Genomic DNA, 12,406 nt, shown 5'->3' with positions numbered 1-12,406 from the left:
ATGGCGATCCGCAAAACCGACGCCTTCCGCGTGGACCCGGCGGCCACGGCGGCCTTCTCGGCCCTGAAGAGCGCCCTGCCGAACCTGCGCAGCCTGGACGAGAGCGACCGGGCCCTGCGCGCCGTGGTCATCGGCGGCGGCACGGGCGCTCCGGTGTCCATTCGCACCCTGCTGTCTTTGGGCGTGCAGACGAGCGCGGTGGTGGCCATGGCCGATGACGGCGGAAGCACCGGCGTGCTGCGAGAAGAGGCCGATGCCACGCCCCCCGGCGACATCCGCAAGTGCCTTGTGGCCTTCGCCAAGGACCCATCCGATCCTCTGGTGCGGGCGCTGAAGTACCGCTTCGCCGTGGCCCGCGACCACGCCCTGGGCAATCTTCTGCTCACGGCCCTGGAAGATGCCTGCGGGTCGTTCCCCGATGCCATCGCCATCTGCGAGCGGCTCGTGAACGCCCAGGGGCACGTGTACCCCTCCACCTTGGATCATGTGGTGCTGTCGGCCCGTACCCAGGATGGGCGCGTACTCGACGGCCAGGCTGTGGCCTGCCATTCTCGTACGGCCCTGGAGTCGGTATGGCTCGCCGCCGAGGACGGCCGGCCGCCGCGCCCCTACGAGCCGGCCTGCCAGGCCATCCGCGAGGCCGACCTCATCGTGCTCGGGCCCGGCTCGCTGTTCACCTCCATCATCCCGAACCTGCTGATACCGGGCATCGTGGAGGCCATCCGCGAGAGCCGCGGGCGCGTGCTGTTCGTCTGCGCTCTGGCCGATGTGCAGGGGGAGACCTGGGGGCTCACGGCCCGGGAGCACTTCGAGGCCCTGGCGGCCCACGGCATGGAGGGGCTCATCGACTACATGCTCGTGCACTCGAAGGTGCCCCTGCGGGCGGAGAGCCCCGCCACGGGCAGCTTCGCGGCGCTTTCCGGGGCCGATCTGGAGCATGCCTCCACGTCGGACCTGAACGACACCCAGCTGACCCGCGGCGTCCGTCCCATCTCCATCTCCTATGCCGATCTGCTGGCCATCCAGTCGCGCGGCCCCATCGTCATCAGCCGCAACCTCGCCGACGCCGAGCGCCCCACGTGGCATTCGCCCTTTGCCCTGCGCGATGCCTTCCAGAACGTCATCAAGCTGTCTCGGGCGCGCAGGGGGTAGCCGATGTCGTTTACCGCCGAGGTGAAAGACGAACTGGCCCGCGTAGCGCCGCCCTGCCCCGCCTGCGAGAAGGCCACGCTGGCGGCCCTGGTGCGCATCGAGGGCACGCTGTTCGTGAGCGGCCCGTCGCGCTACCGCGTGGAAGTGGCCACGGACGCGCCGGCCGCCGCGCGGCTCGTGGTGCGCCTTCTGCACACCATCTACCAGCTGAAGACGAACCTCACTATGCGCCGCAGCGTGCTGCACAAGACGCCGAACTACCTCATCGAGGTGCCGGCCCAGCCCCATTTGGCCGACGCCCTGCGCGACATGGGCGTACTTTCGGCCGAGGGCGGCCTGGAGATGGGTGTGAAGCAGGCCCTGGTGGCGAAGCCCTGCTGCGCGGCGGCCTACCTGCGCGGCGCCTTCCTCGGCTCGGGCTTCATCTCGAATCCCAAGAGCGATTTCCACTTCGAGATCACCGTGGAGTCGGCGTCTTTGGCCGAAGGGCTCGTGGAGCTCATGGCGCGCAAGGACATCGCCGCCCGCATCATGCAGCGCCGCAGCTCGTACATGGTGTATTTGAAGAGCGGCGCCTCCATTCTGGAGTTCCTCGCTTGGACCGGCGCGCACCAGGCGGCGCTGTCCATGGAGGAGGAGCGGGTGGTCAAAAGCGTCCGCAACGACGTGAACCGCATGATCAACGCCGAGATGGCCAACCAGCAGAAGGCCTCCAACGCCGCGGTGGAACAGATCTACGCCATTCGCACCGTGGTCGAGCACTTCGGCATGGAGAACCTGCCGCCGGCCCTGCAGGACTTCATCCGCCTGCGCGTCACCTACCCCGAGGCAAGCCTGAAGGAGCTGGGCGAGCGCGCCAACCCGCCGCTTTCCAAGAGCGCTGTCTATCACCGGGTGCGTCGCATCGAGTCGATGGCCCAGGAGGCCGCCGCAGGGGAATAGGGAGTCGGTGGCCGGAACCGGGGTGGGGCTTTGGAACGCCTTTCCGGCTCCAATGAGCTTGGCGGCATTGAAGATTCCCCGCGGCTTATGCCCATCGCCGTTCCGTCCCCTGTTGACGGGTGCCGTGAAGACGGCAGGAACTCGCACGGCAGGAGGAGGGCTCTGGCGCCCAGGTGGGGGCGATCCCCTGATCGGCGGTGCTGCTATCGCCCGCATCGGTCAAGTCGGTACCGGTTGCCTTTTCGCTTAGGGGGTCCAAAAGTGGCACTGACTGTCGAAAAGTTGACAGAAGGGAGGGCTGTCGGATCCCTGTGCGGCCGATATCGCGAAGTTTGCCCAGGACTTCGGTATTCGATAGGGCGCTGGATGGCGAAAAGTCGCTGCTTGTGCCTACTTTTCGAAATTTAGTGCCACTTTCAGAGCAAAAATATTGAAAAGCGACAAGGGGCCCAATTTCAACTACCATAACGGATTATCTTAAAGATTTAAGGTGAATACGCTAGAGTAATTTTATGCTATGCATTTACTTCAATAATTAGTTAACTCATATATTAAATGAGTTATGGTAATACGGATTTATTGTACTTACGGTAGGAGGAGCTATGAAGTACCAGCGAAACGGCAAGACCTACGACACCGAGACGGCGCGGATGGTGCTGGCGGCCGATAACGGGAAGGCCGCCGCGTCCCCGCAGTTCTTTCGCCAGACGCTCTACCGCAAGCGCACCGGCGAGTTCTTCCTGCACTGCGAGGGCGGCTCGGAATCGCCCGCGGCGCGGTTCACGCGACCGGGGCAGAGCAAGCCTCTGGCCGGCGAGCTCATCCAGCCCGTGGATGCCATCGGCGCCCGTGAGTTCGTGGAGGAACACGGCGGCAAGCGCGTCGGAGCGCTGCTCGACGAGTATTTCGGCAAGCGCCCCGACGAAGTGAAGATCACCGCCGTCATCGATCGTGCCGCGGACGACATGCTGCGCCGGCTGCTCGACACCGATCCTGCGATGCGCTCCCAGGGCGCCGTCATCTCCGCGGCCCTGCGCCATTATTTCATCGCCACGCGTATCGACGGCCGTGCCGATCCCCTTCCTGCTGACATGCGCCTGGTAAAAGAGGCAGGAGCGGTCTCTTAGCGAGTCTCGTTTCCGTTTCGTCACTTTGTGCAGGTGTGACGCTTTCTTTTTCCATCGGCACAAGAAATGGAACACATGGCGCGGCTTCGTAGTAAACTATGAGGAGCTTTTCAGCATTTCAGTGCCGTTTTGCACGGCACGTGTGGCATCTTTTGAAAGGAGATACCCGTGACAACTAAGGTAGGCATCAACGGATTCGGCCGCATCGGCCGCCTCGTGTTCCGCGCCATGGCCGACGATCCCGAGATCGAGGTCGTCGCCGTCAACGACCTGGGCGAGAAGGCCACCGCTGCTCACCTGCTGAAGTACGATTCCATTCACGGCATTCGCAACTTCGACATCGAAGTGGTGGACGACGGCCTGGTGGTGGACGGCAAGCACGTGACCATGCTCTCCGACCGCGATCCGGCGAACCTGCCCTGGGGCGAGCTGGGCGTGGACGTGGTCGTCGAGGCCACCGGCATCTTCAAGACCGGCGAGCTGGCGCGCAAGCACCTCGATTCCGGCGCGAAGAAGGTCGTCATCACCTGCCCGGCCAAGGACGAGGACATTACCATCGTCATGGGCGTGAACGACGATCAGTACGATCCCGCGGTGCACAATATCATCTCCAACGCCTCCTGCACCACCAACTGCCTGGCTCCCTTCGCCAAGGTGCTGCTGGAGAACTTCGGCATCAAGCGCGGCTACATGAACACCATCCATTCCTATACGAATGACCAGAAGATCCTCGATCTTCCCCACAAGGACCTGCGCCGCGCCCGTGCCGCCGCTGTGTCCATGATCCCCACCACCACCGGCGCCGCCCGCGCGGTGTCGCTCGTGCTCCCCGAGCTGCAGGGTCGCCTGGACGGCTTCGCCACCCGCGTTCCCACTCCCGACGGGTCCATGGTGGACCTCACGGTGGAGCTGGAGAAGTCGGTGACCGCCGAGGAGATCAACGCCGCCATGAAGGCTGCGGCCGAGGGCCCCTTGAAGGGCATCCTGGAGTACACCGAGGACCCCATCGTGTCCATCGACATCGTGGGCAACGACCACTCCTCCATCTTCGACTCCCAGCTGACCATGGTGCTCGGCGGCGAGGGCAACTTCGTCAAGTGCGTCAGCTGGTACGACAACGAGTGGGGCTACTCCAACCGCGTGAAGGACCTCGTGAAGATCCTGCTGCCCTAAGGCTCAACCCGGCATTGACTTCGAAAACCCAGCTCAACCGCCGAGCTGGGTTTTCCCGTATAGAAGGAAAGGATGAGACATGGCCGATATCAAGACCATCGATGATGCGAACTTCGCGGGCAAGCGGGTGCTCGTGCGCGTCGACTTCAATGCGCCGGTGGGCGACGACGGCGCGGTGAGCGACGACACGCGCCTGCGCGCAGCGCTGCCCACTATCAACAAGCTGATCGGCGACGGCGCGCGGGTGATCCTGACGAGTCACCGGGGGCGTCCGGCCGGCACCGGCTACGAGGAGCCCTTCAGCCTCGGGCCCATCGCCCGGCGCCTTCAGGAGCTGCTCGATCGCGACATCGTGCTCTCCAGCGAGTTGGTCGGCCCTGTGGCCAGGGAGACCGTGGACGCCATGGAGAACGGCGACGTCGTGCTGCTCGAGAACATCCGCTTTGATGCGCGCGAGAAGAAGAACGACCCCGAGTTCGCCCGCGAGTTGGCCGATTTGGCCGATGCCTACGTGAACGACGCCTTCGGTACCGCGCACCGCGCCCACGCCTCCACGGCCGGGGTGGCGCAGTTCTTGCCGTCCTATGCGGGCTACCTCATGGAGAAGGAGGTGGCCACGCTCACCGGCATGCTCGACGAGCCGCGGCGCCCCTTCGTCGCCATTTTGGGCGGCTCGAAGGTCTCCGACAAGATCAAGGTGATCGACGCTTTGCTCGACAAGGCCGACACCCTCATCATCGGCGGCGGCATGTGCTTCACCTTCCTGCTGGCCCAGGGCAAGGCCGTGGGAACCTCGTTGAAGGAAGAGGACTGGGTCGAGCGCGCGGCGGCCATGATCGAGAAGGCCCGTGAGCGCGGCGTGTCGCTGCTTCTGCCCACCGACGTGGTGGTGGCCGACGCCTTTGCCAACGATGCCAAGATCGAAACGGTTTCCGTAGACGACATCCCCGCCGATATGATGGGCCTGGACATTGGTCCTGAGACCGCGGCCCTGTACGCCGAGGCCATCGGCATGGCGAAGTCCGTGTTCTGGAACGGCCCCATGGGTGTGTTCGAGATGCCCTCCTTCGAGGCCGGCACGCGGGCCGTGGCCGAGGCCGTGGCGGCCAACGAGGCGGCTGATACCATCATCGGCGGCGGCGATTCTGTGGCCGCGGTGAACAAGTTCGACCTGGCTGACGCCATGACGTTCATCTCCACGGGCGGCGGCGCCTCCATGGAGCTCGTCCAGGGCGAGGTATTGCCCGGCGTCGAGGCCCTGCGATAGGAAAGGAAGTTCCCATGACCCGAAAGCACCTGATTGCGGGCAACTGGAAGATGAACGAGACGATCCCCGAGGCCGTCGTGCTGGCCCAGGAGATCTCCAACGGCGCCGATCCGGCCACCCTGGATGCGGTGGACGTGGCTGTCTGCCCGCCGTTCGTGGACCTGAAGCCCGTGAAGACCGTCTTCGAGTTCGACAAGGTGAACGTGGCGCTGGGGGCCCAGAACGTGTACTGGGAGCCCAAGGGTGCGTTTACCGGCGAGATCTCTATCCCCATGATCAAGGAGATCGGCTGCACCTACTGCATCATCGGCCATTCCGAGCGCCGCAACCTGTTCGGCGAGACCAACGAGGGCGTGAGCCTGAAGGCCCGCGCGCTCATCGAGGCGGGCATCGCGCCCATCATCTGCGTGGGCGAGTCGCTGTCCGTGCGCGACGAGGGCGTCTACCTCGACTTCGTCACCTCCCAGGTGCGCGCCGCCTACGCCGGCATCGATGCCGAGGACGCCGTGCGCACCGTGGTGGCCTACGAGCCGGTGTGGGCCATCGGCACGGGGCGCACGGCCACGCCGGAGCAGGCCGAGGAGGTGTGTGCCGCCATCCGCGCCACCTTATGGGATCTGTTCGGCGAGGAGACGGCCGAGTCGATGCGCGTGCTCTACGGCGGCTCCATGAACGAGGGCAATGCGGCCCTGCTGCTGGCCGAGGCCGACATCGACGGCGGCCTCATCGGCGGCGCGGCCCTGAAGGCCTCTTCCTTCCTCGAGATCGTAAAGGCAGCCAAGTAATGGATCAGACGAACTTCCAGGCCGTTGCCCCGCGCGGCGGCCTGCGCCTGCCCGCCTGTCTCATCATCATGGACGGCTTCGGTTTGGAGGAGGCCGGCGCGGGCAACGCCATCGCCCTGGCCGATACGCCGAATCTGGACCGCCTGTTCGCCGGGGCCTCCTGCACGCGGCTGGCCGCCTCGGGCGAGGCCGTGGGCCTGCCCGACGGGCAGATGGGCAACTCGGAAGTGGGGCACCTGAACATCGGCGCCGGTCGCGTGGTGTTCCAGGAGCTCACCCGCATCAACCGCGCGTGCCGCAACGGCGAGCTGGCTGCCAACCCCGTGCTCGGCGCGGCCTTCGAGGCCGCCCGCCAGCCGGACGCGGCCCTGCATCTGATGGGACTTCTGTCCGACGGCGGCGTGCATTCCTCCAACGAGCACCTCTACGGCCTCATCGACGCGGCCCTGGCGGCAGGGGTGGGCCACATCATGATCCACTGCTTCATGGACGGCCGCGACGTGCCGCCCTCAAGTGGGGCGGGCTATATGGCCGAGCTGGTGGACTTCATCGAGCGCGCGGCGAACCGCGGGGCGGACAGCCCGGCCACTATCGAGATCGCGTCGGTCGAGGGCCGCTACTTCGCCATGGACCGCGACAACCGCTGGGAGCGCGTGCGGCGCGCCTGGGACGCCGTGGTGAACGCCGAGCCCTGCCGCGATCTCGCGGCCGTGGCGGCCATGGAGGCCTCCTACGCCGCAGGCGTCACCGACGAGTTCGTGGAGCCGGTGGCCCTGGCCGGGCGCGGGGTGCGCGAGGGGGACGCCGTGGTGTTCTTCAACTTCCGTCCCGACCGGGCCCGTGAGCTGACGCGCGCGCTGGTGGATCCCGACTTCGACGGTTTCGCGCGGCCGCGCTTCCCCCAGGTGCACTTCGTGTGCCTGACCGAGTACGACCCGTCCATCCCCGCGCCCGTGGCCTTCGCCAAGGAGTTTCCCGACAACGTGCTCGCCGATGTGCTGGCCGCAGCGGGGCTGGCCCAGTACCATATCGCCGAGACGGAGAAGTACGCCCACGTCACCTTCTTCTTCAACGGCGGCGTGGAGGCCCTGAAGGCGGGGGAGAGCCGCAAGCTCATCGCCAGCCCGAAGGTGGCCACCTACGACCTGCAGCCCGAGATGAGCGAGCCCGAGGTGGCCCGCACGCTGGCGGCGGCCATTGAGGCCGACGAGGCCGACGTGTACATCGTGAACTTCGCGAACTGCGACATGGTGGGGCATACCGGCGTGGTGGACGCCGCCCGGGCCGCCGTGGAGGCGGTGGACGCCGGCGTGGGCCAGGTGCTGGCGGCCCTTGAGACCAAGGGGGGCGTGGCGCTCGTCACAGCCGACCACGGCAACGCCGACAAGATGATCGCCGAGGACGGCGGCCCGTTTACGGCCCACACCACAGCTCCGGTGCCGCTGGTGCTGGTGGACGCGTCGGGCGCGGGTCTGGCGCTGTCGGGCGAAGAGGGTCGCCTGGCCGACATCGCCCCCACGCTGCTCGCCATGATCGGACTGCCGCAGCCCGAGGAAATGACGGGAAACAGCTTGCTGGCCTCATAAGGTTCCGCTATACTAATTAACTTGCGTACTTGTACTCATCAACGAAGGAAGCGTGACATTTTGAATCCCCTGGTAATCGTGTTCCTGGTCCTGCTGGTGCTGTCCGGCATCGGACTGATCATCTTCATCCTCATGCACTCGGGCAAGGGCACGGGCATCTCCGATATGATTGCCAGCTCGATGTACTCCACCCAGACGGGCACCTCTATCATCGAGAAGAACCTGGACCGCATCACCATCGGCTGCGCCGTGGTGTTCCTGCTGTCGCTGCTCGTGCTGATGATCGTCTATCCGCACGGAACCATTTCCCAGTAAAGGAAAAATTACCCCTTGCGCCGTCGGTTCATTCTGCTAGAATAATCGTCGCTGCAAAAAGCATGTCGGAGTGGTGGAACGGCAGACACGCTAGCTTGAGGTGCTAGTGCCCATATACCGGGTGTGCGGGTTCAAATCCCGCCTCCGACACCAGCGAAGAATCAGGGAGCCTTTGGGCTCCCTTTTCGTATTACCGGATGGCGAATGCGGGCGAACGGGCGGCCCAGAGGCCACCCCTGCGGATAAGCGTCCGATGCGACGCTGCTTTCCGTTCGAGCGTTTTCGTGGGGGCGGCCTTCGGCCCGCCCGCGAGCGCGCAGGCCCGCGGCATGACAGGAGGCAGAATATGGCGGCGATGAGGGCGGCTTCTACCCACGGGCGGCAGGTGGAGCGGGTTTTATGGATCGTGCTGCTGCTCAACATGCTGGTAGCGGCGGCGAAGTTCTTCTACGGCCTGGCCTCGGGGTCGGCCTCCATGCAGGCCGACGGCATCCACTCGGTGTTCGATTCCCTGGGCAACGTGATCGGGCTCATCGGCATTTCCCTGGCCGCACGGCCCGCCGATGCGGGGCACCCCTACGGCCATTCCAAGTTCGAGACCTACGGCTCGCTGGCCATCGGCGTGCTTCTGCTCGTGGCGGCCTTCGAGGTGGGGTCGAGCGCGGTGGGCAAGCTGGTCAGCCAGAGCTACACGGCCCAGGTGACGCCGGTGTCCTTCGTGGTGATGGCGGGCACGCTGGCGGTGAATCTGGGCGTGACCCTCTACGAGCGCCGCGCCGGCAAGCGGCTGCACAGCGAGATCCTCGCGGCGGACGCGGCCCATACCTTGTCCGACGCCTTCGTGTCCATCGGCGTTATCGTGGGCCTGGGATTCGTGGCGGCGGGCTTCCCGGTGGCCGACCCGATCATGGCCCTGCTCGTGACCGTGGCCATCCTGTTCTCGGCGGTCAGCGTGTTCCGCACGGGTCTGCGCACCTTGTCAGACCATGCCCGCATTCCCGCCGAAGAGGTGACCGTCGTGGCCGAGTCGGTGCCCGGCATCGCCGAGGTGCACTGCGTGCGCACGCGCGGCACCGAGGCCGAGGTGTACTGCGACCTGCACGCGCTCGTGGACCCGTCCATGACGGTGATGGAGGCCCATCGCCGCGGCGACGAGGTGGAAGATGCCGTGCGCAGGGCCTTTCCCCAGGTGAAGGAGGTTCTCGTCCATATCGAGCCGGTGGGCGCCGACGAGACGGCCCGGGACAAAACCGTTTAGGGAGCGCGGCGGTGCCCTGACTTAAGCCGCCTAAGCGCTCGCGCCGCCAACATCCTCCGAGACGCATGAGGCGCGCAGCAACGAAAAGGGACGCCCGAGGGCGTCCCCTGCTGTCAACGATGGCGGCGCGTCGCGCTAAGCGCTGAAGCGGATGCCGACGAAGTAGGCGGTGTTGGGCAGCCCCGAGATGTCGTAGACCTCGGACAGCTCGATGACCGACACGCGCCAGTTGTAGGTGCCGTTGTCGGTAGCCACGGTGCCGGCCTGGTAGGTGTTGCCGGAGTCGTCCACGCCGTTGTCGGTGACCTCGGCGCTTTCCAGCCCCTCGGCGGCCATGGCGGACTGCACGGCCTTCTCGATAGTGCCGGACTCGAAGTCGGCGTAGCGCAAGCGGATGCTCTCGCCGGCCTTGCGGGACACGTCCATGGTCCACGCGCCCTTGAGCAGGCGCACCGCGTCGGCGGCCGACAGCTTGTCGATGCCGGTCAGGTACATGACGCCCGCTTCCTCCACGGAGAGGTCGGCCGGCAGCTTGATCACCTCGAAGCCGCCCTCGGGGTTGGTGCCCACCGGCGTGCGCTCGTAGAGGGTATAGCCGGCCTCGGTGAGAGTGGCCATCATGGTGGCGTCGTCCATGGGCATGAGCGCGGCCAGAGACGGCAGATCGAGGGTCACTTCGCGCGCGAGGTTCTCCTGCAGGGCCTCCTGCTGGCGCAAGGGCTCGTTGGTGATCTGGTCGATCCAGTTGTACAGGAACATACCCCCGAGCACCGCGGCCACCAGCATGGCGCCCAAGGCGACGTAGCGCACCACGGGCGGCATCTCCAGGGGTCGCGACAGCTCGGCGCCGTCGAAGTAGCGCACATCGCCGATGGTGACCGTGCTCTTGCGGCGGCGGAACAGCGCGCTTAAGGGATTGCGGAAGGTGGGGCGATCCGTCTCGCCGTGGCTCGGCCCGCGATGGGCGCCCTCGGCGGCGTGGGAATGGCGGCCGCGGCGCTGCTCGGCCGGGGCGTCGGCGGGGGTTTCGGAATCGAAGCTCATGAACGGCTCTCCTGTGGGGCTCTTCGGTAATCGCAGTAGCGTTGCCGATTATACCATTGCGAGAGGGCCTTCCCTTTGCTAGGATGATCAAACCCCATGGGGGAGTAGCTGGCGCAGCGGTGCGCGGCTCGTTCAACATCATGGTCACGGTTTCCCGCGCAGGCGGTGACACCGGCCTGGCGAGCCTGAAATAGCGAGACTCATGGTGCAGACTGGAAGCCGATGTGCGGCCCGGTCGGCACCATGGGTCTTTTTTGTTGCCGTGCGACGGCCTTCCCGCGACGAGGATGGGGCGGCCCCGAATACTGAGGAGGAATCTGTGGACCTGTCAATTTTCGCGACCCCGGAGGCGTGGATCAGCTTGCTGACCCTCATCTTCCTGGAGATCGTGCTGGGCGTGGACAATCTGGTGTTCATCTCCATCACCACCAACCGCCTGCCCGCCGATAAGCAGCACATCGGCCGCAAGCTGGGTTTGGGGGGCGCGCTTGTGATGCGCGTGCTGTTCCTCTGCTTCGCGTCCTTTTTGGTGCATATGACCACACCGCTGTTCACCGTTGCCCTGGGTGATTTCAGCCACGGCTTCTCGGTGCGCGACATCGTGATGCTCGCCGGCGGCGGCTACCTTATCTACAAGGGCATCCGCGAGCTCGTTGATGTGCTGGCCCTCACCGAGATCAAGGCCGAGACCTCCGAGGCCCACAAGGCCCTCCACCTCATCGGGCTGCCCCAGGCTGTGGGCACCATCATGGTGATGGACCTGGTGTTCTCCATCGACTCGGTCATCACCGCCGTGGGCCTGGCCGAGCATCTGATCATCATGATCCTGGCTGTGATGATCGCCGTGTTCGTCATGATGATCTTCATCGACCCCATCTCGAACTTCATCAACAGCCATCCCGAGATGAAGATTCTCGCCCTGGTGTTCATCGTGGCCATCGGCGTGCTGCTGGTGCTGGATTCCGCCGGCATCACCACGGGCATCGAGGTTCTGGACATGCACCTAGAGAAGATCATGGTGTACTTCGCGATGATCTTCGCCGTAGTTCTGGAGCTTGTGCAGATGCGCTTCAACAGCAACTTGAACCGCTGGAAGAAGGAGTTGGCCGATGTCGCCATCGACACCGCCGTTGCCCAGGCCGAGGCGGGTCTGGCCCCGTCTCAGGTGGGTGAGCGCGCCAAGCGGTGCGTGGACGCGGCCATCGAGAACGGCGAGCGCGTGGCCGAGGAGCCTGCAGCGCCGAGCGAGCCGGGCGAGCGCTAGGGGAGCACCGCCGGAGGCGGCCGCTGACAGCTTTTTCGAAAAAAATTTCGAAAAAGGTCTTGCGCGGTGCCGGATATTCCCGTATAGTACTTCCTCGCGATGCGGACATGGCTCAGCTGGTAGAGCATCACCTTGCCAAGGTGAGGGTCGCGGGTTCGAATCCCGTTGTCCGCTCCATTGTCATCAGAAGGCCGGTCAGGCACTTGTTTGACCGGCCTTTTCAATGACAGCCGCCAAGGAAATGGCGACGTGGCCAAGTGGTAAGGCAGAGGCCTGCAAAGCCTTCACCCCCGGTTCGAATCCGGGCGTCGCCTCCAACCTTGCACCAAACGCGGACATGGCTCAGCTGGTAGAGCATCACCTTGCCAAGGTGAGGGTCGCGGGTTCGAATCCCGTTGTCCGCTCCATAAAACCCCAGGCCGGGAGCTCGCATAGCTCCTGGCCTTTTTTCTTTTCGCATTCATTTGGAAGCAGCGTGGAAGCAGAATCCATT

General features: G+C 65.2%; 11 protein-coding genes and 4 tRNA genes. 14 read left to right on the top strand and 1 reads right to left on the bottom strand.

Translation table 11 applies throughout. The annotated features are described in order from the left end of the window. The 10 genes from G503_RS0102815 (at nucleotide 1) to G503_RS13305 (ending at nucleotide 9,605) form a co-directional block, all read left to right on the top strand. The gene (locus G503_RS0102815; RefSeq protein WP_028026394.1) at nucleotides 1–1,152 is read left to right on the top strand and encodes a gluconeogenesis factor YvcK family protein; all 1,152 of its coding nucleotides are present in this window, start codon (nucleotides 1–3) and stop codon (nucleotides 1,150–1,152) included. 3 nt (nucleotides 1,153–1,155) lie between these two features. Then, nucleotides 1,156–2,094 carry a DNA-binding protein WhiA gene (gene whiA, locus G503_RS0102810; protein WP_028026393.1) on the top strand — a complete coding sequence of 313 codons (939 nt, stop codon included), beginning with the start codon at nucleotides 1,156–1,158 and terminating at the stop codon, nucleotides 2,092–2,094. A 602-nt stretch (nucleotides 2,095–2,696) separates the two neighbouring features. Then, nucleotides 2,697–3,221 carry a hypothetical protein gene (locus tag G503_RS0102805; RefSeq protein ID WP_028026392.1) on the top strand — a complete coding sequence of 175 codons (525 nt, stop codon included), beginning with the start codon at nucleotides 2,697–2,699 and terminating at the stop codon, nucleotides 3,219–3,221. 168 nt (nucleotides 3,222–3,389) lie between these two features. Beyond that, the gene (gene gap, locus G503_RS0102800; protein WP_028026391.1) at nucleotides 3,390–4,394 is read left to right on the top strand and encodes a type I glyceraldehyde-3-phosphate dehydrogenase; all 1,005 of its coding nucleotides are present in this window, start codon (nucleotides 3,390–3,392) and stop codon (nucleotides 4,392–4,394) included. Between the two features lie 79 nt (nucleotides 4,395–4,473). Beyond that, a complete protein-coding gene (locus G503_RS0102795; protein WP_028026390.1) occupies nucleotides 4,474–5,661 on the top strand; it encodes a phosphoglycerate kinase in 1,188 nt (395 codons plus the stop codon). 14 nt (nucleotides 5,662–5,675) lie between these two features. Next, nucleotides 5,676–6,446, top strand: coding sequence for a triose-phosphate isomerase (gene tpiA / locus G503_RS0102790; RefSeq protein ID WP_028026389.1), 771 nt, complete (start codon nucleotides 5,676–5,678; stop codon nucleotides 6,444–6,446). Then, complete coding sequence (gene gpmI / locus G503_RS0102785; protein ID WP_051190843.1) at nucleotides 6,446–8,032, top strand: 2,3-bisphosphoglycerate-independent phosphoglycerate mutase; 1,587 nt, start codon at nucleotides 6,446–6,448, stop codon at nucleotides 8,030–8,032. The genes tpiA and gpmI overlap by 1 nt, the downstream gene beginning before the upstream one ends. Nucleotides 8,033–8,092: 60 nt before the next feature. Further along, nucleotides 8,093–8,347: a preprotein translocase subunit SecG gene (gene secG / locus G503_RS0102780; RefSeq protein ID WP_028026387.1), complete on the top strand. Its 255-nt coding sequence runs from the start codon at nucleotides 8,093–8,095 to the stop codon at nucleotides 8,345–8,347. A gap of 64 nt (nucleotides 8,348–8,411) precedes the next feature. Then, nucleotides 8,412–8,500: transfer RNA gene (locus G503_RS0102775), tRNA-Leu, on the top strand. A 193-nt stretch (nucleotides 8,501–8,693) separates the two neighbouring features. After that, on the top strand, nucleotides 8,694–9,605 hold the full coding sequence (locus tag G503_RS13305; RefSeq protein WP_035021493.1) for a cation diffusion facilitator family transporter: 912 nt from the start codon (nucleotides 8,694–8,696) through the stop codon (nucleotides 9,603–9,605). A 135-nt stretch (nucleotides 9,606–9,740) separates the two neighbouring features. Here G503_RS13305 and G503_RS0102765 read toward each other — a convergent pair whose 3' ends face one another. Next, a complete protein-coding gene (locus tag G503_RS0102765; protein WP_051190842.1) occupies nucleotides 9,741–10,649 on the bottom strand; it encodes a hypothetical protein in 909 nt (302 codons plus the stop codon). 319 nt (nucleotides 10,650–10,968) lie between these two features. On the opposite strand from G503_RS0102765, the gene G503_RS13300 reads away from it, so the two are divergent. The 4 genes from G503_RS13300 to G503_RS0102745 all read left to right on the top strand — a co-directional run bounded on the left by G503_RS13300 (nucleotide 10,969) and on the right by G503_RS0102745 (nucleotide 12,320). Continuing rightward, on the top strand, nucleotides 10,969–11,913 hold the full coding sequence (locus G503_RS13300; RefSeq protein WP_084636221.1) for a TerC family protein: 945 nt from the start codon (nucleotides 10,969–10,971) through the stop codon (nucleotides 11,911–11,913). A 101-nt stretch (nucleotides 11,914–12,014) separates the two neighbouring features. Further along, nucleotides 12,015–12,090, top strand: a tRNA-Gly gene (locus G503_RS0102755). Between the two features lie 66 nt (nucleotides 12,091–12,156). Further along, a tRNA-Cys gene (locus G503_RS0102750) sits at nucleotides 12,157–12,230 on the top strand. Between the two features lie 14 nt (nucleotides 12,231–12,244). Next, a tRNA-Gly gene (locus tag G503_RS0102745) sits at nucleotides 12,245–12,320 on the top strand. The last annotated feature ends 86 nt before the right edge of the window (nucleotides 12,321–12,406 follow it).

The organism is Adlercreutzia mucosicola DSM 19490, assembly GCF_000422625.1.
GTDB classification, from domain to species: domain Bacteria; phylum Actinomycetota; class Coriobacteriia; order Coriobacteriales; family Eggerthellaceae; genus Adlercreutzia; species Adlercreutzia mucosicola.
Note: the sequence above shows the minus strand (reverse complement) of the source record. Positions and strands in the feature narration are given on the sequence as shown.

Coding starts and splice junctions, on each gene's coding strand:
- G503_RS0102815 (WP_028026394.1), top strand. CDS start 1: ATGGCGATCCGCAAAACCGACGCCTTCCGCGTGGACCCGGCGGCCACG.
- whiA (WP_028026393.1), top strand. CDS start 1,156: ATGTCGTTTACCGCCGAGGTGAAAGACGAACTGGCCCGCGTAGCGCCG.
- G503_RS0102805 (WP_028026392.1), top strand. CDS start 2,697: ATGAAGTACCAGCGAAACGGCAAGACCTACGACACCGAGACGGCGCGG.
- G503_RS0102795 (WP_028026390.1), top strand. CDS start 4,474: ATGGCCGATATCAAGACCATCGATGATGCGAACTTCGCGGGCAAGCGG.
- tpiA (WP_028026389.1), top strand. CDS start 5,676: ATGACCCGAAAGCACCTGATTGCGGGCAACTGGAAGATGAACGAGACG.
- gpmI (WP_051190843.1), top strand. CDS start 6,446: ATGGATCAGACGAACTTCCAGGCCGTTGCCCCGCGCGGCGGCCTGCGC.
- G503_RS13305 (WP_035021493.1), top strand. CDS start 8,694: ATGGCGGCGATGAGGGCGGCTTCTACCCACGGGCGGCAGGTGGAGCGG.
- G503_RS0102765 (WP_051190842.1), bottom strand. CDS start 10,649: ATGAGCTTCGATTCCGAAACCCCCGCCGACGCCCCGGCCGAGCAGCGC.